This window comes from Streptomyces cyaneofuscatus (genome assembly GCF_033109485.1).
GTDB classification, from domain to species: Bacteria; Actinomycetota; Actinomycetes; order Streptomycetales; family Streptomycetaceae; genus Streptomyces; species Streptomyces cyaneofuscatus.
This window is the reverse complement of the sequence record NZ_CP137002.1, coordinates 235,198-257,462: the sequence shown is the minus strand read 5'-3', so window position 1 is coordinate 257,462 and position 22,265 is coordinate 235,198. Positions and strand designations below refer to the sequence as shown.

The 22,265-nt window shown below is 72.3% G+C and carries 20 protein-coding genes; 13 read left to right on the top strand and 7 right to left on the bottom strand.

The window, feature by feature from the left end:
- Positions 1–102 precede the first annotated feature (102 nt).
- Complete coding sequence (locus R2B67_RS01165; RefSeq protein ID WP_317815941.1) at positions 103–306, bottom strand: hypothetical protein; 204 nt, start codon at positions 304–306, stop codon at positions 103–105.
- A 271-nt stretch (positions 307–577) separates the two neighbouring features.
- On the opposite strand from R2B67_RS01165, the gene R2B67_RS01160 reads away from it, so the two are divergent.
- Both R2B67_RS01160 and R2B67_RS01155 read left to right on the top strand, forming a co-directional pair.
- Positions 578–1,492, top strand: a complete 915-nt coding sequence (locus tag R2B67_RS01160) for an AurF N-oxygenase family protein (RefSeq protein ID WP_317815940.1) — start codon at positions 578–580, stop codon at positions 1,490–1,492.
- A gap of 55 nt (positions 1,493–1,547) precedes the next feature.
- Positions 1,548–3,200, top strand: coding sequence for an FAD-dependent oxidoreductase (locus R2B67_RS01155; RefSeq protein WP_317815939.1), 1,653 nt, complete (start codon positions 1,548–1,550; stop codon positions 3,198–3,200).
- Positions 3,201–3,307: 107 nt separating this feature from the next.
- On the opposite strand, the gene R2B67_RS01150 is transcribed toward R2B67_RS01155, so the two are convergent.
- On the bottom strand, positions 3,308–3,751 hold the full coding sequence (locus R2B67_RS01150; RefSeq protein ID WP_317815938.1) for an SRPBCC family protein: 444 nt from the start codon (positions 3,749–3,751) through the stop codon (positions 3,308–3,310).
- Positions 3,752–3,899: 148 nt separating this feature from the next.
- Between R2B67_RS01150 and R2B67_RS01145 the strand changes: the two genes are divergently transcribed.
- The 6 genes from R2B67_RS01145 (at position 3,900) to R2B67_RS01120 (ending at position 10,999) form a co-directional block, all read left to right on the top strand.
- Positions 3,900–4,055, top strand: a complete 156-nt coding sequence (locus R2B67_RS01145; protein WP_015613097.1) for a DUF6131 family protein — start codon at positions 3,900–3,902, stop codon at positions 4,053–4,055.
- Positions 4,056–4,207: 152 nt separating this feature from the next.
- Positions 4,208–5,668 carry a WGR domain-containing protein gene (locus R2B67_RS01140; RefSeq protein WP_317815936.1) on the top strand — a complete coding sequence of 487 codons (1,461 nt, stop codon included), beginning with the start codon at positions 4,208–4,210 and terminating at the stop codon, positions 5,666–5,668.
- 298 nt (positions 5,669–5,966) lie between these two features.
- Positions 5,967–8,087, top strand: coding sequence for a glycoside hydrolase family 6 protein (locus R2B67_RS01135; protein ID WP_317815935.1), 2,121 nt, complete (start codon positions 5,967–5,969; stop codon positions 8,085–8,087).
- Between the two features lie 248 nt (positions 8,088–8,335).
- Entirely contained in the window at positions 8,336–9,142 is an 807-nt protein-coding gene (locus tag R2B67_RS01130) for a TauD/TfdA dioxygenase family protein (RefSeq protein WP_317815934.1), read from the top strand.
- A 120-nt stretch (positions 9,143–9,262) separates the two neighbouring features.
- Complete coding sequence (locus tag R2B67_RS01125; RefSeq protein WP_317815933.1) at positions 9,263–10,153, top strand: LLM class F420-dependent oxidoreductase; 891 nt, start codon at positions 9,263–9,265, stop codon at positions 10,151–10,153.
- Positions 10,154–10,318: 165 nt separating this feature from the next.
- The gene (locus R2B67_RS01120) at positions 10,319–10,999 is read left to right on the top strand and encodes a DUF5701 family protein (RefSeq protein ID WP_317815932.1); all 681 of its coding nucleotides are present in this window, start codon (positions 10,319–10,321) and stop codon (positions 10,997–10,999) included.
- Between the two features lie 15 nt (positions 11,000–11,014).
- Here R2B67_RS01120 and R2B67_RS01115 read toward each other — a convergent pair whose 3' ends face one another.
- Complete coding sequence (locus tag R2B67_RS01115; RefSeq protein ID WP_317815931.1) at positions 11,015–11,431, bottom strand: hypothetical protein; 417 nt, start codon at positions 11,429–11,431, stop codon at positions 11,015–11,017.
- Between the two features lie 319 nt (positions 11,432–11,750).
- On the opposite strand from R2B67_RS01115, the gene R2B67_RS01110 reads away from it, so the two are divergent.
- Positions 11,751–12,725, top strand: a complete 975-nt coding sequence (locus R2B67_RS01110) for a helix-turn-helix domain-containing protein (protein ID WP_317815930.1) — start codon at positions 11,751–11,753, stop codon at positions 12,723–12,725.
- Here the strand turns inward: R2B67_RS01110 and R2B67_RS01105 are convergent.
- The gene (locus R2B67_RS01105) at positions 12,710–14,557 is read right to left on the bottom strand and encodes a flavin-containing monooxygenase (RefSeq protein ID WP_317815929.1); all 1,848 of its coding nucleotides are present in this window, start codon (positions 14,555–14,557) and stop codon (positions 12,710–12,712) included. The genes R2B67_RS01110 and R2B67_RS01105 overlap by 16 nt on opposite strands.
- Before the next feature lie 188 nt (positions 14,558–14,745).
- Between R2B67_RS01105 and R2B67_RS01100 the strand changes: the two genes are divergently transcribed.
- Positions 14,746–15,807, top strand: coding sequence for an SMP-30/gluconolactonase/LRE family protein (locus R2B67_RS01100; protein WP_317815928.1), 1,062 nt, complete (start codon positions 14,746–14,748; stop codon positions 15,805–15,807).
- A gap of 54 nt (positions 15,808–15,861) precedes the next feature.
- Here the strand turns inward: R2B67_RS01100 and R2B67_RS01095 are convergent, their stop codons facing one another.
- From R2B67_RS01095 to R2B67_RS01085, 3 genes are all read right to left on the bottom strand, one after another.
- Positions 15,862–16,479, bottom strand: a complete 618-nt coding sequence (locus tag R2B67_RS01095) for a TetR/AcrR family transcriptional regulator (protein ID WP_317815927.1) — start codon at positions 16,477–16,479, stop codon at positions 15,862–15,864.
- A gap of 70 nt (positions 16,480–16,549) precedes the next feature.
- The gene (locus R2B67_RS01090; RefSeq protein ID WP_317815926.1) at positions 16,550–17,278 is read right to left on the bottom strand and encodes a VOC family protein; all 729 of its coding nucleotides are present in this window, start codon (positions 17,276–17,278) and stop codon (positions 16,550–16,552) included.
- A 136-nt stretch (positions 17,279–17,414) separates the two neighbouring features.
- Positions 17,415–18,134, bottom strand: a complete 720-nt coding sequence (locus tag R2B67_RS01085; RefSeq protein WP_317815925.1) for an NUDIX hydrolase — start codon at positions 18,132–18,134, stop codon at positions 17,415–17,417.
- A gap of 135 nt (positions 18,135–18,269) precedes the next feature.
- On the opposite strand from R2B67_RS01085, the gene R2B67_RS01080 reads away from it, so the two are divergent.
- Genes R2B67_RS01080 through R2B67_RS01070 form a run of 3 tightly spaced genes read left to right on the top strand, consistent with a single transcriptional unit; the run spans position 18,270 to position 22,260 of the window.
- The gene (locus R2B67_RS01080) at positions 18,270–20,348 is read left to right on the top strand and encodes an Hsp70 family protein (protein ID WP_317815923.1); all 2,079 of its coding nucleotides are present in this window, start codon (positions 18,270–18,272) and stop codon (positions 20,346–20,348) included.
- Positions 20,345–21,661, top strand: coding sequence for a GTPase (locus R2B67_RS01075; RefSeq protein ID WP_317815922.1), 1,317 nt, complete (start codon positions 20,345–20,347; stop codon positions 21,659–21,661). The genes R2B67_RS01080 and R2B67_RS01075 overlap by 4 nt, the downstream gene beginning before the upstream one ends.
- Entirely contained in the window at positions 21,658–22,260 is a 603-nt protein-coding gene (locus R2B67_RS01070; protein ID WP_317815921.1) for a hypothetical protein, read from the top strand. The genes R2B67_RS01075 and R2B67_RS01070 overlap by 4 nt, the downstream gene beginning before the upstream one ends.
- The last annotated feature ends 5 nt before the right edge of the window (positions 22,261–22,265 follow it).

Here is a 22,265-nt window from a genome sequence, read left to right as displayed (position 1 = left end):
GGCCCGCCACCGACGCTACCCGGAGCCTGCGCGGCACGCCCCCGCTGCGGGGCCGGGTGCCGGACATCGGCGTACTCCGGGAACCCTGTCCGCTCGCTCCCGTCAGTTGAACAGGTGACTTATCCCGCCCTGGCCGTCCGTTCCGTTCCAGACCGCGGCCCCCAGCCAGAAGGGGAACCAGAAGACCTGCTCCGGCATCATGGGCGCGGCGGCGAACCAGGCCACCGGCAGAACCGCGAAGAACAGGCAGCAGGAGAGCCGCCTTCTGCCGTAGGGGTGTGACCGTCCTGTCGGGTGTGCAGTCATCCCGCGACGGTAGGCCGCGGGCGCGAACCGGGCATGAGTAGCCGTACTCAGGCCGCCGCTCCGCGCCGGATGGTGGAGAGCTCGTACAGATTCCCCGCACGGGTCTAGGCCCGCACTCCCCTCTTGCTATACCTTGCGTCTAATAAGCTTGCTAGACGCCGCGTCTAACAAGCGGGCGGCGCTCGGCGGCCATCGAACTCATCGGGCGGGAACGCGATGGGGGACAGGCCGGGCGGCGCCGGGCCGATCTCGCGAGTCAAGGAGCCGCACCATGTCAAGCAGCACCGTTCGGCCGGAGGACCAGGACCGGCTCGCCGAGCAGGACGTCGCCCGACGCCTGCTCGACTCGTCCGCCAAACTCTCGTACGACCCGGCCACCGAAGTGGATTGGGAGACCCCGCTCGACCCGGACCACCACGGCGCGAGCCCCGAGTGGTCCACGCTCTACGGCACCGCGTACTGGAACGAGTTGACCGACGCCCAGCGCAAGGCGCTCACCCGCCAGGAAGCGGCGTCCGTCGCCAGCACGGGCATCTGGTTCGAGATGATCCTCCAGCAGATGGTGCTCCGTGACATGTACGCCAAGGACCCGACCGACCCCCGGTTCCAGTGGGCGCTCACCGAGGTCGCCGACGAGTGCCGCCACTCGATCATGTTCGCCCGCGGCGCCGCGAAGCTGGGCGCACCGGCCTACCGGCCGCGCCGCCCCGTGGTGGAGCTGGGCCGCGCCTTCAAGACCCTGGCCTTCGGCGAGGCCGCCTACGCGGCGATACTCGTGGCCGAGGAAGTCCTCGACGTGATGCAGCGTGACTGGATGCGGGACGAGCGGGTCGCGCCCTTCGTCCGCACCATCAACAACATCCATGTCGTGGAGGAGTCGCGGCACATGAAGTTCGCCCGCGACGAGACCCGCAAACGGCTCCGGGACGCGGGCGTGGTACGCCGTCAGCTCAACGCGGTCGTGGTGGCGATCGCCTCGTACTACATCGTCACCAGCATGGTGAACCGCGACGTGTACACCAACGCCGGTCTGGACGCGCGGCGGGCCCGGGCCGAGGCGAAGGTCAACGAGCACCACAAGTCGCTGATGCGCTCCAGCTGTTCGGGGCTGATGGAGTTCCTCGCCTCCGCCCGGCTGCTGACGAAGCCCGCGCTGTTCTTCTACAAGCGCGCCTCGCTGATCTGATCCGGGCCGCAGGACACCGGCGATCCGCTCCCTCACCACGACCCGAGACGACGAGATGACCTACGCGATCACCCAGACCTGTTGCTCCGACGCCACCTGTGTCGCCGTCTGCCCCGTCAACTGCATCCATCCGACCCCCGAGGAGCGGGAGTTCGGCAGCACGGAGATGCTCTACGTCGACCCGCAGACCTGCATCGACTGCGGGGCCTGCGCCGACGCCTGCCCGGTCGACGCGATCTTCCCGGTGGACAGCCTCTTCGGGGCGCAGAAGGAGTACGCCGCCATCAACGCGGCCTACTTCACCGACCGGGAGCCCGAACCCGCCCCCGCCGGACCGAACTTCCACGTCTGGGGCGAGCCCACCTTCGAGCGCAGCCTGCCCGCCGACTTCGCCCCGATCCGGGTGGCGGTCGTCGGCACCGGGCCGGCCGGCATGTACGCCGCCGAGGACCTGCTCCTGCACACCGACGCCGAGGTGACCCTGGTCGACCGGCTGCCGGTGGCGGGCGGCCTCATCCGTTACGGCGTGGCGCCCGACCACCCGGCGACGAAGAAGGTCGGCGAGACCTTCGCCCGGTTCCACTCCCATCCCCGGGTACGGATGCACCTGGGAGTCGAGGCCGGCAAGGACATCACGGCCCAGGAGCTCGCCGCCCACCACGACGCGGTGATCTACGCGGTCGGCGCCTCCACCGACCGCCGGCTCGGTATCCCGGGGGAGGACCTGCCCGGCAGCGCCTCGGCCACTTCGTTCGTCTCCTGGTACAACGCCCACCCGGAGGTGGCGCCCGAATCCGTCCGTCTGAACGCGGAACGCGTGGTCGTCGTAGGCAACGGCAACGTCGCCCTCGACGTGGCGCGCATCCTGGTCGCGGACCCGGAAGCGCTGGCCGCCACCGACATCGCCGACCACGCGCTCGCGGCGTTGCGGGGGTCGAAGGTCCGTGAGGTGGTGCTGCTGGGGCGGCGCGGCCCCGAGGACGCGGCCTGCACCGCCTCCGAGCTGCTCGCCCTGAAGCACCTGCCGGGTGTCGGCCTGGTCGTCGACGATCACGACCCCAGGACCGGCGCCGCGATCGACGCGGCGGCCCCGGGCGGGAAGGCGGCGCTGCTGCGGGACGTGGAGCGCCGGGAGGTGGACTGGTCGCGGCCGCCGGAACCGGGCCGGCGCATCGTCTTCCGCTTCCACTCCGCCCCGATGGAGGCGCTGGGCGAGGACCACGTCACGGCCGTGCGCGTGACGTCGGGGCCGGGCGAGCGGGACATCCCGGCGGGCCTGCTGCTGCGGGCGGTCGGCTACCGGGGGGTGGCCGTGCCGGGCCTGCCCTTCGACGAGGCGTCCGGGACCGTACCGCACGAGGGGGGACGGGTGAGCGGTATGGCCGGCACGTACGTCGTCGGCTGGATCAAGCGCGGCCCTTCGGGCGGTATCGGCGCCAACCGCACCTGCGCCGCCGAGACCGTCGGAACACTGCTGGCCGACGCCGTGGCCGGCGCGCTGCCCGCCCCGGCCCGCCCGTCCACGGCGTTCCGCCGCCTCGTCCGCAGCCGTGGCGGTGACGTCGTCGACGCCCGGGGGCTGGCCGCCATCGACCGGGCGGAGACGGCCCGGGGCCGGGAGCACGGCCGCCCGCGCGTCAAGCTCGGCACGGTTCCCGCCCTGGTCGCGGCGGCCAAAGGCCGTCGCCGCTGGAAGACGCCCGGCTGATCCGAGCTGAGCCGACCGTGAGCAGAGCCGAGGCCCCACCGGCAGGTGAACCGGTGGGGCCTCGGCGATTCGTGCAGGCAGCGGGGGAGAGCCCGCGTGAACTCGGGTCAGGGGGTTTCCGGACTGCCGCCGGACGCCGTCAGCTCGGCCAGTTTCTGGAATTCCCCGAGATCGTAGTTGGCGAGCGCCGAATCGAGGTTGGTGAGGGCCCCGAGGTGTTCCACGAATCCCTGGGGATCGTATTCGATCTGGAGCGCGACCCGGCTGGAGCGGTCGTCGAGCCGGTGGAAGGTGACCACCCCGGCGTGATGGACGCCTTCGGTCGTCTTCCAGGCGATGCGGTTCTCGGGCACCACCTCGGTCAGCTCCGCGACGAACCCCTTGTCCGCGCCGGGCAGCGACAGCTGCCAGGCGAAACGCCGCTCGTCCAGCGGGTCCACCCGCTGCACATGGCTCAGGAACTTCGGCCACTGGGTGACATCGCTCCACAGCGCCCAGGTGACGGCGACCGGCGCCTGGATGTCGACGGTCTCGACGATGGAGGAGGACATGCACGACCACCTTGCTTTCCCTCGGGTACGGCTTGGGCTCTCTGTTACCCGCATCCGGAAGGTCCACGCGAAGCCGGCCGACGGAAACCGACGGAAAACCTTTATGAGGCGCATACTCGAAGGTAGTCGGCAGTGTTTGGAGGGCTCCATGATTGTCCTCGGTGTCATTCTGCTGGTGATCGGTCTGATCGCCGGCATTTCCATCCTCTGGACCATCGGCATCATTCTCGTGGCCATCGGTCTGGTCCTCTGGGTCCTGGGCGCGACGGGCCGCGCGGTGGGCGGAAGGCGCCACTACTGGTAGCCCGCCGGGGAGGAGCCCGTGCACCCACAACACCGTCGCCGCCGCTCCCGTACGGGGAGGGCGGCGACGGGCGTTGTCAGTGCCTTCTCCTACGGTGTGAGCAGTGAGACCCGCCGGAACGGCCGCGGGTCCGCCCTGGGGAGGGGTCTGCCATGTCTGCCGCGTCCACCACCGTGCCGACGACGACGTATCTGGAGCTGTCACAGGAAGGCGCCGGTGCGCACAAGTTCTACGAGGTGACCGTCGACGGCCTTGTGGTGACCGTGCGCTACGGGCGGATCGGTGCCGCCGGACAGGTCCAGACATCGACGTTCGCCACGGTCGCCAAGGCGCAGGCGGCGGCCGCGAAGAAGGTGGGGGAGAAGGTCCGTAAGGGCTACGCCCCGGCCATTCAGGGGCAACGCGCGCCTCGGGCCGTGACCCGTCGCCAGGTGACCTCGGCCCCCTCCACGGCGCGCTCCGTCGCCCCCGTGCTGTGGCGCTTCCGTACCGGCTCCTCCGCGTTCGGTATCCACGTCGACGACGAGCGGTGCTGGGTCGGCAACCAGGCGGGCGATGTCTACACCCTGGACCACGACGGCGCCGTCCTCGCCCGCTTCAGCCTCCCCGACGGCGTGAAGTGCCTGGTCGCCGACGACTTCTGGATCTACGCGGGCTGTGACGACGGCCGGGTCTACGACCTCTCCTCCAAGCTGCCGTTCGCGGCGTACGACATCGCGGCGGACGTCGACATCTTCTGGCTGGACATCCACGAGGGCCTGCTGAACGTCTCGGACCGGGACGGCCGGCTGACCGTCATCGACCACGAGGACGAGCACCAGTGGTCGCGCCGCAGCCAGGGCGAGCACGCCTGGATGGTCCGCGCCGACGACCGGGCGGTCTACCACGGCCACCACCGCGGTGTCACCGCCTACGCCCCGGACGGCGGCGGCGAGTTGTGGCACACGCCCACCCGCGGCGGCGTCCTGTTCGGCTGGCAGGAGGACGACGCGGTGTACGCGGGGACGGCGCACCGGGTGGTCCAGCGGCTGGCGAAGTCGACCGGCGCGATCGAGGCCACGTACGCCTGCGACAGCGCGGTCTACTCGTGCGCCACCTCGCCCGGCGGGCGGTTCGTCTTCGCGGGCGACGCCTCGTCCTCCGTGTACTGCTTCGACCAGGACGGCACGCGCCTGTGGAAGCTCGGTACGGGCGGCGGGTCGGCGCTGTCCATGCAGTACCGCGACGGGCGGCTCTACCTGGTGACGACGGACGGCTCGCTGGTCTGCGTGGACGCCAGCGAGGCGGCCATCTCCGCGGCCCAGCAGGGCACGGTGCCCGCGCCCCGTGACGTGAAGCTGGCGGCGGCGCTGCCGACCTACGCGCCCGCCACGGCCGTCGCCGCGGTGACCACCGTCACCCACGCCCCCGCCGGATCGGTCGTCGTGGAGTGCGTCCAGGACACCGGCGGCCGCATCCGGGTGCATGTGGTCTCCGGGGGCTACGACACCTCCTGGAACGTGCAGTTCCCCCGCGCGATACGAGAGCCCGGCGCGCGGTACGTCGTGGACTCCCTGCACGCGGCGGCCGGCGGCTTCTACCGGGTCCGGGGTGACATCCGACGACTGCAGTGAGCCCCGCCCGACGGTGGGCCGACAGGCCCGGCCCACCGTCGGACGGCTTGGCGGAGAGCTTTTCGACCGCTGGATGGGAGCGCTTCCATTACGTCAAATCTCCTTCAGTACAAGGTGATTGAGTCGGGACGCTTGACATGTACTTGCCGTCACGCCACCTTGGGAGCGCTCCCACAGTTTGTTGCCGCACCGCATGCCGCACCACCTCGCACGCCTCACCTCCTGAGCACCAAGACGCCCTGAGCCCGTCCGCCACGTCAGGCCGTGGCGGACGTACGAGAGGAGCACGGAGCCGCAAATGAGAAGCAGAGGCACCACCCCGCACGCACCGCGCAGACGAGCGGTCGCCGCACTGTCCGCCCTGGTCATGGGCGCGTCCCTGGCGATCGCCTTACCCGGCCAGGCAACGGCCGCCGCCCGCGCCGACAACCCCTACGTCGGCGCCACCGTCTATGTGAACCCCGACTGGTCCGCCAGGGCCGCCGCCGAACCGGGCGGCGGCGCCATCGCGGACGAGCCGTCGTTCGTCTGGATGGACCGCATCGCCGCCATCGGCGGCACCCCCGGCGCGCGCGGCCTGCGCGCCCACCTCGACACGGCCGTGAGCCAGGGCGCCGACCTCTTCCAGGTCGTCATCTACAACCTCCCCGGCCGGGACTGCGCCGCCCTCGCCTCCAACGGCGAACTCGGCCCCGCCGAGCTCGGCCGCTACAAGAGCGACTACATCGACCCGATCGCCGCCATCCTCGGCGACCCCGCCTACGCGAGCCTGCGCATCGTCACCCTCATCGAACCCGACTCGCTGCCCAACCTGGTCACCAATGCGGGCGGCACCGCGGGGTCGACCCCCGAGTGCGCCACGATGAAGGCAAACGGGAACTACGAGAAGGGCATCGGGTACGCCCTCCACACACTCGGCGCCCTCCCCAACGTCTACAACTACGTCGACGCGGCCCACCACGGCTGGCTCGGCTGGGACTCCAACTTCGTCCCCGCCGCCGAGCAGTTCAAGAAGGCCGCCACCGTCGAAGGCGCCTCCGTCGCCGACGTCCACGGCTTCATCGTGAACACGGCCAACTACTCGGCCCTCAAGGAACCCCACTTCAAGGTGACGGACTCCGTGAACGGGACCACGGTGCGCCAGTCCTCCTGGGTCGACTGGAACTACTACGTGGACGAGCTGACGTTCGCCCAGGCCCTGCGCACCGAGCTGGTCCGCCAGGGCTTCGCCCCCGGCATCGGCATGCTCATCGACACCGCCCGCAACGGCTGGGGCGGCCCGTCCCGGCCCACCGGCCCCGGCCCGACGACCAGCGTCAACGCCTATGTCGACGGCGGCCGCACCGACCGCCGCATCCACGCGGGCAACTGGTGCAACCAGAGCGGCGCCGGCGTCGGCGAGCGGCCCACGACCGCCCCCGAGCCCGGGATCGACGCCTACGTCTGGGCCAAGCCGCCGGGCGAGTCCGACGGCAGCAGCAAGCCCGTCGACAATGACGAGGGCAAGGGCTTCGACCGGATGTGCGACCCGACGTACACCGGCAACGGCCGCAACGGCTTCAACCTCACGGGCGCCCTGCCCGACTCCCCGGTCGCCGGGCACTGGTTCTCCAGCCAGTTCCAGGAGCTCCTGCGCAACGCCAACCCGCCGCTCGACGGCGGCAACGGCGGAGAGCAGGACACCCAGGCGCCGACGGCACCCACGGCCCTGCGGGCCACGGCCAAGTCCAGCAGCAGCGTCACGCTGGCCTGGACGGCGTCCACGGACAACCGGGCGGTCACCGGGTACGACATCCTGCGCGGCGGCGCGGTCGTAGGCTCCACCGCATCGACCACCTTCACCGACACCGGCCTGAGCGCGTCGACCACCTACAGATACACGGTCCGGGCCAAGGACGCGGCGGGCAACATATCGGCGGCGTCGGCAGCCCTCCCGGTCACCACCGAGGCGGGCGGCTCCACCGGCACGGGCGCCCTCAAGGTCCAGTACCGCAACACCGACTCCTCCCCGACCGACAACCAGATCCGCATGTCCCTCCAGGTCGTCAACACCGGGACGAGCGCGGTCAACCTGTCCACGGTGACGGCCCGCTACTGGTTCACCCCTGACGCCGGAGCGAGCACCTTCGCCACCTCCTGCGACTGGGCGGTCCTGGGCTGCGGCAACGTGACGCACGGCGTACGTACGGCGAGCGCACCGGCCCCCGGCGCCAGCCACTACCTGGAGGCCGGCTTCGGCAGCGGCACGCTGGCGGCGGGAGCCTCGACCGGCGAGATCCAGCTACGGATCAACAAGAGCGACTGGTCGTCCTTCCAGGAGGCCGACGACTACAGCCGTGCCACCAACACCGCCTTCGCCGACGCCCCGAGAATCGGCGTCTACGTCGGCTCCACCCTCACCTGGGGCACCGCCCCCTGACCGGACGCGCGAGCAACTGCCCTTCTCCCGCAGCACGGTGGGGGAGGGGCAGCCGGTTTTGTTCATGCGAGTGCAACGCCGCGCGCCTGTCCCGGGCCGGGGAGCGCGCCTACCGTGGACGGGTGACTCTCCCCGCGCTCTACCGCCGACTGCACGTGGACCTGGCGCGCACGTGCGCGTCCCTCTGTTGACGAACCCGCCTCCGGTCCCCGTACGACAACAGCCGCGAGCACAGGGAGCAGATGGGCATGACCACCGCCACCACCGCACTGGAGATACGCCGCGTCGGACCCAGGATCGGCGCCGAGGTGATCGGCGCCGACCTCACGCGACCCGTCGGCGAGACGACCGCCGACCGGCTGCGCGAGGCCTTCGAGGAGCACAAGGTGCTGGTGTTCCGCAACCAGCACCTGACGCCCGACCAGCACGTCGAGGCCGTACGCATCTTCGCGGAGCCGTTCGACCACCCCACCGCCGTCAAGGACGCCGCCAACCCGCTGGTCTACCCGTACAACGTCCGCCAGACGGGGAAGGCCAGCCAGTGGCACATCGGCGGGCTCTGGCGCAGCCCCGTCTTCGCCATCGAGTCGCTCACCTACGAGGAGGTGCCCGAGCTCGGCGGGCACACCCTGTGGGCCGACCTCCAGGCCGCGTACGACGATCTGTCGGAGCCCTTCAAGGTGCTGCTGGCCTCGGTGAGCGCCGCCTACGACGCCGACCCGCAGAACTACGCCCAGGGGAAGAAGCGGACCGCCGTCGGGGAGACCGTCGAGCACCCGGTCGTCCTCGAACACCCCGTCACCGGGCGGAAGGGGCTGTTCATCAGCACCTCGGCGCTCCGGCTCACCGGGGTCACCCCTGAGGAGGGCAAGGTACTTCTCGACCACCTCCTCCGGCACGCCTCGTCGCCGGACTACACCATCCGCTTCGGCTGGAACCCCGGCGACTTCGTGCTCTGGGACAACCAGGCGACCTGGCACTACGCCGTGGACGACTACGGCGACGGCGCCCGCGTGTACCGCAAGGTGATCGGTGTGGAGCGCCCGCAGGCCTAGGCCGCCGCCTGATGCCGTCCGCGACCCGCTCATTCGTACGTAGGCACCGCTGTGGTGCGCCGTACGGGTGAGCGGGTCGCCCGCCGGGAATATCGGGGCCGCGTGACGGTTGATCACCCCATGACTTCCTTGACGCACGAGGCATTCGGCCGGGTCGGCATCTGGAGCGGCGCCCTGCACGGGTCGCGGACGGACGACACGGGCAGGAAGGCGATCGCGGAGGCGGCCGCCGAACTCGAAGAGCTGGGGTACGGCACCCTCTGGATCGGCGGCAGCCCCTCACCGGACGACGCAGCCGCCGTCGTCGACGCCACCCGTACGGTGACGGTGGCCACCGGCATCCTGAACATCTGGAGCCACACCGCCGAGGAGGTGGCCGCCCGGATCGCCACCGTCGAGGAGGCCGCGCGCGGGCGGTTCGTCCTCGGCCTGGGCGTCAGCCACGGTCCGCTGGTGCCGCAGTACGCGAAGCCGTACAGCGCGATGGTCGCCTACCTCGACGCGCTGGACGCGGCGAACCCTTCCGTGGAGCCGGGGGAGCGGGTCCTGGCGGCGCTCGGCCCGAAGATGCTGAAGCTCGCGGCCGACCGGGCGCTGGGCGCACACCCGTATCTCGTCACCACCGAGCACACGGCCGAGGCCCGCGAGGCGCTCGGCCCCGACGCCCTGCTCGCCCCCGAGCTGACGGTCGTGCTCGACACCGACCCGGACCGGGCCCGCACCACCGCGCGGAACATGTTGGAGATGTACCTCCAGCTCCCCAACTACACCGCCAACCTGCTGCGGCTGGGGTTCGCGGAGAGCGACTTCGAGGGCGGCGGCAGCGTCCGCCTCCTCGACGCCCTCTTCGCGCTGGGCGACGCCGAGCACGTGAAGTCCCGGACCCGGGCGTACCTCGACGCGGGCGCCGACCATGTGGCGCTCCAGGTGCTCACCGCGGACGAGGACGGCGCCGGACTGCCGAGGGCCCAATGGCGGGAGCTGGCCGAGGCGTTCGGCGACGAGCTGTAGAGCAGGCGACGAGCCGTGGCGAAGGCGACGAGCCGTAGAGAAGGCGACGAGCCGTAGAGAAGACGAGCCGTAGAGAAGACGAGCTGTAGAGAAGCGGCGGGAATAATTCGGCCGGCGGCCTTGTCCAAGCTGGGTCCCCTTCACGCCGCCACCCCTGGGAGCATCGTGCCCGAGACCGTGCCTGTCACCTCCACCGTCCGCCCGGAACTGCCGGCCCTGCCCGCGCAGGCCGAGCGGCTGATCGAGCTGGGGGTCCATGAGCTGGCCGGATTGACCGCGACCGAGCTGCGCGCCTTCGCCCGGGACGCCGGGGGCACCGACGACAGCGTGGACGGCGAGCGCACCCTGCTCGCCGTCCACCCCGACCGGGCCCCCGCCTCCGCGCTCGCCCCGCTGCTCCGCCGCCAGGAGAAGCCGGGCTTCGTCGTCACCGACATGCCCGATGTCGATCTCTTCACACCGCTGGAAGACCTCGCCCTGCCGGATGCGCCTCTCTACCTCCTCACCGGCATCGACCGCGGTGATCAGATGGCCAACTGGAGCCCGAACGAGGCCCTGCCCGCCATCGGCGAACAAGGGCGCACGCCGCTGGTGCTGACCGAGGGCATCCACTGGGTGCTCCAGCAGCCGGCCGCCCTGGAGCGGAACCACTGCTTCATGACCATCGGTTCGCGGCTCCGCAAGGCCAACGGCGCCCTGGACGCCCGCACCCCGGCGATCTGGATCAGCAACGGCACCGGACGGGACGGCGGCGAGCGGCGGAACGCCCCGAAGGTGGGCTGGTGCTGGGCGGGCAACCGGCACACCTGGCTGGGCTTCGCCTCCGCGACCGGACGCCGGAGCTGAGGTGCGGGCGTACGGTCAGACGGTGGTACCGCAGGTGGCGGAGACGTACCGGACGTATCCGTAGTAGCTGATCGCGTACCACCGGTCGCTGGAGACGCCGCAGGCGTGGACGTGACCTCCCGCCACGGTTCCGCACCCGCCGGAGCAGGGCCAGGACTCGCCGGGCTTGATCTCGCCCTTGATCTCCGAGTCGCCCCGCGCGTACTCCCTGATGCGCGCCAGCTCCCAGCCGGACCTGACCGTGACGCGGCCGACGGCCGGGGCGGTGGCCCGATCCGCCTCGACGGCGGAGGGCTCCGCTCCGGCGACTACGGGCTTCGCTCCGGCCGGTACGGGCTCCGCTCCGGCCGGGGCGGGTGCGCTCAGGGTCAGCGCCAGTGCCTGCGCCACGATGGCGCAGGCCCATGCGATGCGGTGCGTCGGCTTCTTCATGTTCTCTCCGGATCCTTGGTTCCGTGGGGTGGTCCGTGACCACGCAGGGTGGTCCAGGACGTCCACGTACGGGTGTGCTCGTCATCCCATCGAGTGGGCGGAGCGGTGAGGGTCCCGGCCGCGGAACGAGCGCCGTTGCGGGGCGCCGGCAGGCCGGGGATTCAGAGTTTGTGGCGGTGCGTCAGCCTTCGCAAGCTTGTCCCGGTTGTTTCCGAGATGTCGGGATCCCTAGGGTGCTGACCTGCTGGGACGTGCCCGTCCCGGGACGAGGGACAGGCGGCTGGGGCGGCAGTCACGGCCGGGACGGAAGGAAGCCGCCATGGGGGCAGGCGCAGCGCCCGACGACGAGGCCGCCCGCAGACTGGGTGCGGAGCTGCGGGCGCTCCAGCAGCGCTCCGGACGCACCTTGCGCGATCTGGAGACCCGCGTACGGATCAGTGACTCGTCGCTGTCCCGGTACTTCCGCGGCACCACCGTTCCGCCCTGGGCCACGGTCCGGGACCTGTGCCGTGCGCTGGGCGCCGATCCGACGGCGTACCGGTCACTGTGGGAAGCCGCCGAGCGGAACCAGTCGCAGTCGCAGCCGCAGCCGGTGCCGGTGTCGGTGCCGGTGATGCAGCCGGAACCGAACCCCGTGGCGGAGCCGATCCCCCAGCCCCGCCCCGACGTGCAGCCGCAACCTCTTGCCGGCACCGATGACCGGTCCGGCCGGTCACCCCGGAACCGCACCCGGCCATGGCACCGCGTCACCGGCCCGGGAGCGCGCGACCGCTGGACCTTCACAGCGGCCGGGGGTGTGGCCGGGGCGGTGCTGGGCTCCTTGCTCACCTGGTCCGTGCTGCTTCCGCCCGATGCCCCGGCGGCCGGCCCCATCGGGGGCGCGGAGACGGTGAGCGACGGAACGGCCGTGGCGGGCGGCCCCGGACCGTCCCGCTCGGCCAGGATCTTCGTCAGCCGTGCCACCGGCGCCTGCCTCGACCACAGCCTCGACCAGAAGCTCCGTACGTACGCGTGCAACGGGCTGAGCTACCAGCGGTGGACCGTGCACAAGCTGCCGGACGGCACCCACCAGCTGCGCAACCACGCCACCGGGGCCTGCCTGAGCCATGGGGAGAAGGGGCTGACGGCCGTGGACTGTTCCGCATCCGCCCCGCAGAAGTGGTCGTTCACCACCTGGCCCGACGACTCGGTCGAGGTCAGGAGCGTGGCCACCGGGGCATGCCTGGACGACAGCGCCGCCCCGGGCCTTCGTGCGCTGCCGTGCACCGGAACGAGCCGTCAGCAGTGGGGCTGACGCCCACCGGCCGCCCTCGGCCGGAGGATCGCCGCCATGGACTCCTCGCGCCACCGTCCCAGCAGCTCGTGGAAGGCGACCGCGCCGTGCGGGTAGGTGAAGGGACCGTTCGGCCGCCCGCGTCCTTCCCGGTTGTAGTACCCGGGGGTGCACTCGGCGTGGAACCACTCGTGGTCGGGGGCGTCCTCGGCGAGCGCGGCGATCCACGCGTCCTCGTCCTCGCGGGACGGTTCGATGACCGCGCCCCCGGCCTCGGCGGCCGCGATCAGGGCGGCGGCGTGGACCGCCTGCTCGTCCAGGATGTGGGTGAAGTTGACGCTGCTGGCGTTCTGGAGGGTGCCCATCTGGACCAGGTTCGGGAACCCGTTGCTGGTGAAGCCGTGGAGCGTACGCGGACCTTCCTGCCCCCACCTGTGCAGCAGTTGCCGCCCGCCCCGGCCGTGGACGGGCAGCTTTCCGGAGAGGATGCCGGAGGTGCCGACGGAGAAGCCCGTGGCGAAGATCAGGCAGTCCAGTTCGTACGTGGTGCCGCCCACCACGACGCCGTGCGCGGTGACACGTTCGATGCCGTGGGTGTCCGCGGTGTCGACCAGGGTGACGTCGGAGCGGTTGAACGCCTGGTAGTACGCGTCCGAGAAGGCCGGGCGCTTGCAGGCGTACCGGTACCAGGGCTTGAGCCTCTCCGCCGTGCCGGGGTCGGTGACGGACCGCTCGACACGGGCGCGCAGCTCGTTCATCTTGGCGGCGTCGGCGACCTCGTACGCGGCCTCGAAGGCCTTCCGGTCGCCTCCCCGGCGGAAGCTCGGCAGCAGCTTCTCCAGGAGGACCGCCGAGCGGGTCCAGCCGTCGGCCACGAGATCCCGCTCCTCCGGTTCGCCGGAGACGATCCGCAGGTAGTTCTCGCGGCGTTCGCGCGCCCAGCCCTCGCGGTCCGCTCCGACGTCCTCGGCCGTGGTGCGGCGGTTGGCGCGTACGTCGACGGTGGAGGGGGTGCGCTGGAAGACATGGACGTGCCCGGCGTCCTCGGCCAGCATCGGAATGACCTGGATGCCGGTGGCGCCGGTGCCGACGACGCCCACGCGCTTCCCCGCGAGGCCGGTCATGCCGCCCTCCGGGGTGCCGCCGGTGTAGGCGTAGTCCCACCGCGAGGTGTGGAACGTATGGCCGGTGAAGTCCTCGATCCCCGGTATCCCGGGGAGTTTCGGCTCGGAGAGGGTGCCGGTGGCGGTGACGACGTACGTGGCCCGGAACGCGTCCCCGCGGTCGGTGGTCACGAGCCACGCCTCCGCCGCCTCGTCCCAGGCCAGGGAGGTGACCGTGGTGGAGAAGAGGGCGTCCGGGCGGAGAACGAACTTCTGCGCGATCCGCACCGCGTGGCGGCGTATCTCCTCGCCGGGGGAGTACTTCCACTCCGGCACATGGCCGGTCTCGTCGAGCATCGGCAGGTAGACGTGCGACTCGATGTCGCAGTGGATGCCCGGGTAGCGGTTCCAGTACCAGGTGCCCCCGAAGTCACCGCCCTGCTCGACGATCCGGATGCGCTCCACGCCCCGCTGCCGTAACCGGGCCCCCGCCAGGATGCCGCCGAACCCGCCGCCGACCACGGCGACGTCGACCGTGTCGTGCACCGGCTCACGCTCGGCCGGCTCGGTGTACGGATCGGCGGCGTAGTACCCGAACTCGGCGTCGGTCGGGCGGTACTGGCGGACACCGTCGGGGCGTACGCGCCGTTCACGTTCGTGGCGGTAGCGCTCCCGGAGCGCCTCCAGCTCTTCGGGATCCGGTATGCCGGGATCGGGTACGGCGGTATCCGGTATGTGACGATCCGTCATCTAACACCTCGTTCCTGCCGGTCGCACCGCCCCGGGGTGGACGGTCATCGGCTACGGTAACAACAACCGGACAGAGGTGTCCGGTTGGAACGCGGGTCCGGTCCGGCACGGCATCCGGCCACTGCGCGTGCAAGTGAGCTGCCCGGCCGGCGGCACCCGCACACAGCGGACAGGAAGAGTGATCCTCCATGCGTCGACTCCCGCCCCGACCTCGCGCCGCGCGCGCCAAGGCCGGGCTGCTGGCCATCGCCTTCGCCTTCGCTTTTGCCATCGCCGGATGCGGTACGGAATCAGGCGCCTCCGGCGGCCTGTCTGCGCCCGCCACCACCACCGCCACCACCGCCACCACCGGCACCATCCGGGCCCAGAAGGTCATGCAGCTGACCCGGACCCACGAGGAGACCGGCATGACCCTGCTGGAGGGCCCGGCCTTCCACCCGGACGGCGGCCTGTTCGTCGTCGACGTCACCGCACCCCCGGGCAAGCCCAAGGTCCTGCGCGTCGACGTGCGGCGCAAGACGGTGCGGGCAGTCCACACCGACGGCCGGGGCGCCTACACCTCCGCCCAGTTCAGCCCGTACGACGGGCGGCTCTACCTCACCGACTACGCCCACGGCGAGATCGTGAGCCTCGCGCCGGACGGCGGCGACCTGCGGACCTTCTTCGCCGGCGAGGTAGGCGGAGCACGGATGAATCCGGACGACATCGCCTTCGACGAGAAGGGCCACCTGTACGTCAGTGACTCCCGGGGCCTGTCGGAGGGCGCCGCGCACGGGCGCGTCGTGCGCATCGACCGCGAGGGCGGGAAGGCGACCGTCCTGGCCGACGGCCTGGCCGCGACGAACGGCATCTCGTTCGACCAGGCCTATCGCGGGCTCTGGATCAGCGAGCTGACGGAGAACCGGATCTCCTACCTCCGCCTCGGTGAAGGCGGCGAGGCGGCGTCCCGGCACACCGCGATCCGTGTCGACGGAGGGATCGCCCAGACCGACTCGATCGCCGTGGACGCGGACGGCAACCTCTACCAGGGCCTCCACGGCAGGCCCGCGATCGTCGTGTACGACCGGCACGGCGAGCGCCTGGCGACGGTCGAGGTTCCCGCCCGTGCCGAAGGACTCGAATCGGCGACGAACGTGGCGATCACCCCCGGCGGAACCAAGGCGTACATGACCGTCAGCGGCCCCGGCGGGGGATACCTCTACACCTTCGACGCCCTGGGGAAGGGCACCCGCCAGTCCAACGGCGGCTGACGCCGCGTGGGCGGCCACCCGGCAGTCCAACGGTCGCTGACGGCGCGCGGGCGGTCACCCGGCGAAGGGCCGTACCGCTCCCACCTCGACGCCGAGCAGCCGCCACGCCGCCAGCGCCCGGCGCTCCCGCTCCGCACGCGTGGGGCCGGTCACGGCGCCCGAGACCATGGCCACCGCGAGCATGAGGTCGTCCGCCCCGCCCAGCCGGTGACCGTCCGTCAGGTGCCCTCGCAGGCTGCGCGCGACCCGCTCGGACAGGGCCGAGGCGTGCGCATGGACGCCGTCGGCCCGGTCCTCGGTGCGGTCCTCGGTCCGGCCGCCGGTCCGGTCGGCGTGCAGAAGGCCGATGAAAGCCGCCGACTCCGTCAGATGCCAGGTCAGCACACCGAGCACACCGGCCAGGGTCGCGCCCGCGGCCACGGCCGCCTGCTCCACCTCCCGTACGTTCTCCTCCAGAACGGCGTCCGCCAGGGCGGCCCGGTCGGGGAAGTGCCGGTACAGCACGCCCTGCCCGACCCCGGCCCGGCGGGCGATCCCGGAGAGCGGGGCGTCCAGGCCGTGCTCCGCGTAGACCTCGCGGGCGGCGGCGATCAGGGCCGCCCGGTTGCGTGCGGCGGCCTTGGGCCCGTCGTTCGCGGGCCGTCGCTCCTCCGCCGTGGGGTGCTGCGTCACGTCGGAAGCGTAACGGCCGGGTGCCGCCGCCCCTGCCGGGGCCTCCGGACGAACGGGTGCCGGGCCGCCGTCAGGGCCTCTGCACGAAGAACTCGTTGCCGTCGGGGTCGAACATCAGCACGCGGCCTCCTTCGCCCTCGCCCTCATCCGCCTCGGAGCGAGTCGCGCCGAGAGAGACGAGGCGCCCCACCTCCGCCTGCCAGTCGGTGCCGGAGGGGAGGGCCAGCTCGAAGGAGAGCCTGTTCGCGCCCGTCTTCGGCGCCACCGGAGGGCCACCCCAGGTGATCTTCGTACCGCCGTCCGGCGACTGGATCGCGGTCTCCTCGTCCTGGTCCCAGACCAGGGGCCAGCGCAAGGCCTCGCTCCAGAAGTACCCGACCTCCTGCGTACCGTCGCAGGCCAGCGCCCCGATGAAGCCGGTGTCGGCGAGGAACTTGTTGCCCGGCTCGATGACGCAGAACTCGTTGCCGTCCGGATCGGCGAGCACCACATGCCCCTCCTCCGGCAACTGGCCCACGTCGATGTGGCGCCCGCCGTGCTCCAGGGCCCTGGCGACCGTCCGCCGCTGGTCCTCCGGGGAGGCGCTCGTCAGATCGAAGTGCGCCCGGTTCTGGCCGGTCTTCGGCTCCTGCCCGGGCAGGAAACGGATCCGGAACCCGGAGCCGTCCGGGGGCAGGATCGCGGCGGCGTCCTCGTCGGGACCTCCGGCCACCTCCCAGCCCAGGACCCCGGACCAGAAGTCGGCCAGGTCCGACGGCCGGGTCGTCCGGAAACAGATCGCGAACAGTTGACTGGTCATACCCCGTGCATCTCCGATCCGGTGACGGCCGGTCCGGCCGCTTGCCACGCGACGCGCAGCCTAGGGGCGCCGCGGCGCACCCGCATCCGAGTTTCCGTCGCGGAGCGTACGGAAGCGGCGCGCGCCGCCGGCCGGCTCAGCAGGAGGGGCGGGCTCTGGGGCGCATCATGGGAGGCGTCAGCCTCGTGGCGGGCCCCGCCCGGTAGAGCGTCGCGGGCCGGCCGCCCTGCGCGGCTCCCCGGCGTCCGGTGGGGGTGAGGAAGCCGTCGGCCTCGGTCACCTTGCGGTGGAAGTTCGGGGGGTCGAGCCGGACGTCCCACACCGTCTCGTACACGCCGCGCAGCTCGCTGATCGTGAACTCCGGGTCGCAGAAGCTGGTGGCCACGGTCGTGAACTGGAGGGCGTTCCGGGCCCGTTCGACGGCGTCGCGCAGGATCTGGCCGTGGTCGAAGGCCAAGGCCCCGGTGTCGGTGAGAAGCGGGGCCACCGGGCACAGGAGGGCGTTCCGTGCGTCGGAGCCCGCGGTGGGGGCGGGCAGGCGGGGGGCGATCGCCAGGAAGGCGCAGGTCACGACGCGCCGGTCCCTCGGGTCGCGGCCGGGGGCGGAGTAGACGCCGAGCTGTTCCAGGTGGAGGGCGTCGGCGTCGAGCCGGGTTTCCTCGCCCAGCTCTCTGGCCGCGGTCTCCTCGACGGTCTCGTCGCCCCGCATGAAGCCGCCGGGCAGGGCAAGGCGGCCGCGGAAGGGCTCTGTTCCCCGCTCCACGAGCAGGACGTGCAACGTGTGGTGACGGATGGTCAGGATGACGAGATCCGTCGTCACATGCAGCAACAACCGTTCACGGTACACGTGTGTCATTCGGCGAAGACTACTTAATTGTTCGATTGACAGGAACCTCGGGATTCATAGAGTCTTTATGACAAGAAGGGTGCGGAGCGACCGCCCCGGCGTACGGCCGGGCGGCGGAGCGGGGCCCTTCACACAGGGGGTCTCGTGCTGCTCTCCATCGATGTCGGCGCCTCGTCGACCAAGGCGGCCGTCCTGCTCGACGGTGACGAGGGTGTCGTCCCCATCGAGGAACAGGGCCGGCCCGAGTGGCCCACCGGGCTTCTGCTGCACCCGGACGGCGCCTTGACCACCGGTCAGCAGGCTGAGAACACCCGTAAGGCCCCCCGGTTCCGGGGCCGTTACCTGACCGGCCTCAAACAGCAGGTCAATCTGGTGGGCGGCATCGAGCCCGTGCACCGGGAGCTGCTGTTCCCCTCGGGCGAGTCCCGGCCCCTGGTACGGGGCTTCGCCGCCGTGATCAGCCATGTGCTCGACGCCGCGCGTGAACGGTACGGGGAGCCCCGGCACGTGATCCTCAGCCACCCGGTGATGTGGTCCGAGCAGCAGCGGGCCGTCCTCGCGGAGGCCGCGGTGGCGGCGGGCTGCCGGTCGGCCTCGCTGGTCGGGGAGGCCGCCGCGGTGGGGATGTTCGCGGCGCGGCGACGTGCCGAGCAGCTCGGCGAGGGGACCTTCGCCGTGTTCGACCTCGGGGCCTCCACCTTCGACTTCGCCCTCATGCGCGCCGTCCCCGACGGCTTACCCGACGTCATGTACTCCACCGGGCGGCACGTCGGCGGGGACGACTTCGACGTGCGGGTGCTGGACGTCGTACGGGACAGCGCGGACGACGCGACCCGGCGGCTGCTGGAGAGGCTTGTGCTGGACGATCCCGAACTGCTCAAGTCCGAGGCCGAGTTGCTCAAGCGGCGTCTCAGCACCGACGACGAGGTGAACTTCGCCGTCGCCGACGACGCACCCCCGGTGACCATCTACCGGGAGGACTTCGCCGAAGCCGTCGACGACCTCGTCCTCGCCTGCGTCGCCACGGCGCGGGCGGCGATCACCTCCTTCCCCGAGGACATACCCGGCACCCTCGTGCTCAGCGGCGGCGGGGCCCGGACCCCGGTGGTGCGCGAGCAGGTGGAGGAGCTCGTGCGCGTGCTCTCCCGCCTCCGGAAGGACGGCGGCGAGTCCGGGGAGGTGGCCCTGGTGGACCTCACCGACGACATCGAGGGGAGCGCGGTCGCGCTCGGCGTCCACCGCCGGATGCGGAGTACGGGGAAGCCGCCGCAGCCGGCCCGGCCCTTCACCCTCACCTCCGCCGCGATCCTGCTCGGCGACCCCGGCAGCGAGGTGGTCGCGCTCCCCGGCGGCGTACTGGAACGCGGCCCGGACCATCGAATACGCGTCCTGCCCACAGGGAACGGCGAGAACGGCGGGAGGGGCGGCCACGACGGAGACGGTCCGCCCGTCCCCGAGGACCGCCCCGCCGTGACGCGGATCGCCGCCGACGTGACGACCGGCCGCGTCGTCCTCGCCTACCCGTCACCCGCCTTCGCCTGCACCACGACGGACGCGTCCGGGGGACTGCGGCTCGGCAGCGTCCTGGGCTCGTTCGCGGCGCTGCCGACGCGCCCGGAGGGCACCGTCACGGCCCTGGCCCGGCGGGGAGAGCTGTTCGCCTGGAGCCAGACCGGCCGCCGCGGCTCCACCCTCGTCGGGGGCGGAGGGAACGGCTGGCGGCCGCTGCCCCTGCGCGAACCGGTACGGGAGCTGGCCTTCGCCGACGACCGTACGCTGCTGGCCCGGGTCGCCGGACGGATCGTGCACCTCGACGTCCGCACCGGCCACCCGACCGGCGAGACGCCCCTGCCCGACTCCGTACCCCTCCTCGTCGGCCCGGCCGGCCTGTGCTGCACGCTCTCCGACGACGAGCTGACGGGCTGGGCGGTCACCGCCGAGGGCTTGGAGCAGCTCTGGCGGCGGGCCCTGCGCACCGGGGGCGCCGTGGCGTTGACCGGTGGGGCGGGCGAGCGCCTGGTCGTCGCGTACGACGCGGACGCGGAGGTGTACCGGGCGCTGGACGGGGAGAGTGGGCGCCAGGTCGCGCTGCGGGACGCCTGGCGTCTCCCCACCCCCGAGGCGCTGCTGCCCGGTGCCGACCCCGGGGTCGTCTACGCCCGCCGGAGGACGGCCGGCGGCGCGGTGCTCGACCTGCTCCACCTGGCTCCGGTGAAGCCGTGAACGGCGCGCTCGACGCGCGCGGCGTCGTGGCCGGGTTCTGCGGGGAGCTGCTGAGCGACCCCCGCCACCGCGACGATCCGGTGCTCGGGGACATCGCCGCCCAGTGCCGTCAGCCGTTACGCGTGCTCCTGGTCGGTGACGTCTCCGCGGGCAAGTCCACGCTGCTGAACGCCCTGCTCGCGGGCCACCACGCTCGGACGGCCCACCGGGAGACGACATCGACGGTGACGTGGTTCCACGGCCTTGGGCCGCAGGCCGTGCGGCTGCCCGACCCCACGCACCGCGGCGTCCGGGTGGACTTCCCGCTGGCCAGGCGGTTGATGATCGCCGATGCGCCGGGGCTCAACACGAAGTCGGAGAACCCGCGCCACACCCTGCGGATGCTGCCCGGCGGGGACCTGGCCGGGGCCGCGGCGGCCTATGCCTTCCTCCTGCTGCGCGGAAGGGCCGACGGCGAGGCGGAGGCTCTGGGGAATCTGACGGCGATGACCGCCGGGCCCTTCGACCTGGTCGGGAACGTCGTCGCGGTGGCGGGCAAGGCGGACGAGGTGGGTTCGGACCAGGCGGAGATCGAGGAACGCGTGCCTCGCGAGGCACGGGTGCCGATCCGGGCCGTCGCCGTCCACCAGAAGATGGCCGTCGCCGCCCGCGTCGCGGAGGTGTCGGCCCCGTTCCTGTCGGCCCTGGCGTCGATCCGGACGAAGCCCGAACTGGTGGCCCGGCCGACCCTGAGCTGGCCGCACCTCACCGGCCACCTGTCGGAAGCACAGCTGGCGGGGCTCACCGCCGCGCTGGGTTCGCCCGCCTGGCTGCCGGAGCTGATCCGCCGGACGGCGGAGTCGGCCACGGCACAGGACGTCCTGCGGGTGGTGGAGGAGATGTCCCGGATACCCGTGCTGGAAGCGGTCCTAGCCGACATGGCCGACGACGAGGACCTGTTCACGGCCACCGCCGCCGTGCTGCGGCTGCGGCACTGGGCAGCGCGTCCCGGGTCCGGGGGCGGCGCATCCGTCCGGGAAGGGCTGCGGGCGCTCCAGAACACGGCCGCCTTCGACCGGCTGCGCGCCCGGGCCGCCGCACGCCTGGTGCGGCACGGCCAGGTGGCCGCCGAGCTCGCCGAGGAGGACCGGGAGGCGGCCTGTGAGCTGTTGCGTTCGGGCACGTGCCACGACCCGCCCGCCCTCGCCGCCCGCTGGGCCTCCTACGCCGCCCACCCGTTGCGGCCCACCCGGAGCCGCGCGGTGGCCGAGCTGATCGCCGATCTGGCCCGCCGGGCGGACACACCGCTACGGCAGAGGGGAGCCGCACGATGACCACACGGACACCCGGCAGCGACGCACGGGCCCGCGGGCACACCCGGTGGCGGGGGAACCAACGGGTCTCCCGGGCGGCGGGTCGTACGGCCGATGGGCTGCGGCGGCTCGCGGACCGGCTGGACCGGGCGGCCGGGCGCGACGGGTATGCGGGCGGCTCGGTACGCGGGCCGGGGGAGCCGGGCGCCGCCGGCCCGGACGCCCCCGGTCCTGCCGCAGCGCTCCCCGTGCCGTCCCCGGAGGGCGCACCCTCCCCGGCCGGCCCGCCTGCCGCCTCCCCGGCCGCCCCGCCGGTCACACCGCCGGACTGCGTCGCCGTCGCCCGGGACGTGCTGGCGGTCGCCGACCGGTTGCGCAACGAGGAGCTGGCCCGCCGGCTCTTCGACGCGGTGGGCCGGCTCCCGGGCGTCCGGGCGCTCCGCCCGGCGCCCGGCGACGCCTTCGAGCCGGCGCAGCACCAGTGGGACGAGACCCGGCCCACGGACGACCCCGCCCGGGAGGAGACGGTGGCGGCCCTGCTGGCCCCCGGCTTCTCCGGGCCCCGGAACGAACTGATCCGGACCGCGAGAGTCGCTGTGTACGCGACCGAAGTGAAGTGAGGACG

Excerpts from the sequence above, each read along its gene's own strand:
- R2B67_RS01110 (WP_317815930.1), top strand. The coding sequence starts at position 11,751 with ATGGGGGCAGGCGCAGCGCCCGACGACGAGGCCGCCCGCAGACTGGGT.
- R2B67_RS01085 (WP_317815925.1), bottom strand. The coding sequence starts at position 18,134 with ATGACACACGTGTACCGTGAACGGTTGTTGCTGCATGTGACGACGGAT.
- R2B67_RS01150 (WP_317815938.1), bottom strand. The coding sequence starts at position 3,751 with ATGTCCTCCTCCATCGTCGAGACCGTCGACATCCAGGCGCCGGTCGCC.
- R2B67_RS01140 (WP_317815936.1), top strand. The coding sequence starts at position 4,208 with ATGTCTGCCGCGTCCACCACCGTGCCGACGACGACGTATCTGGAGCTG.
- R2B67_RS01125 (WP_317815933.1), top strand. The coding sequence starts at position 9,263 with ATGACTTCCTTGACGCACGAGGCATTCGGCCGGGTCGGCATCTGGAGC.
- R2B67_RS01115 (WP_317815931.1), bottom strand. The coding sequence starts at position 11,431 with ATGAAGAAGCCGACGCACCGCATCGCATGGGCCTGCGCCATCGTGGCG.
- R2B67_RS01090 (WP_317815926.1), bottom strand. The coding sequence starts at position 17,278 with ATGACCAGTCAACTGTTCGCGATCTGTTTCCGGACGACCCGGCCGTCG.
- R2B67_RS01100 (WP_317815928.1), top strand. The coding sequence starts at position 14,746 with ATGCGTCGACTCCCGCCCCGACCTCGCGCCGCGCGCGCCAAGGCCGGG.
- R2B67_RS01105 (WP_317815929.1), bottom strand. The coding sequence starts at position 14,557 with ATGACGGATCGTCACATACCGGATACCGCCGTACCCGATCCCGGCATA.
- R2B67_RS01165 (WP_317815941.1), bottom strand. The coding sequence starts at position 306 with ATGACTGCACACCCGACAGGACGGTCACACCCCTACGGCAGAAGGCGG.
- R2B67_RS01130 (WP_317815934.1), top strand. The coding sequence starts at position 8,336 with ATGACCACCGCCACCACCGCACTGGAGATACGCCGCGTCGGACCCAGG.
- R2B67_RS01145 (WP_015613097.1), top strand. The coding sequence starts at position 3,900 with ATGATTGTCCTCGGTGTCATTCTGCTGGTGATCGGTCTGATCGCCGGC.
- R2B67_RS01135 (WP_317815935.1), top strand. The coding sequence starts at position 5,967 with ATGAGAAGCAGAGGCACCACCCCGCACGCACCGCGCAGACGAGCGGTC.
- R2B67_RS01155 (WP_317815939.1), top strand. The coding sequence starts at position 1,548 with ATGACCTACGCGATCACCCAGACCTGTTGCTCCGACGCCACCTGTGTC.
- R2B67_RS01070 (WP_317815921.1), top strand. The coding sequence starts at position 21,658 with ATGACCACACGGACACCCGGCAGCGACGCACGGGCCCGCGGGCACACC.
- R2B67_RS01160 (WP_317815940.1), top strand. The coding sequence starts at position 578 with ATGTCAAGCAGCACCGTTCGGCCGGAGGACCAGGACCGGCTCGCCGAG.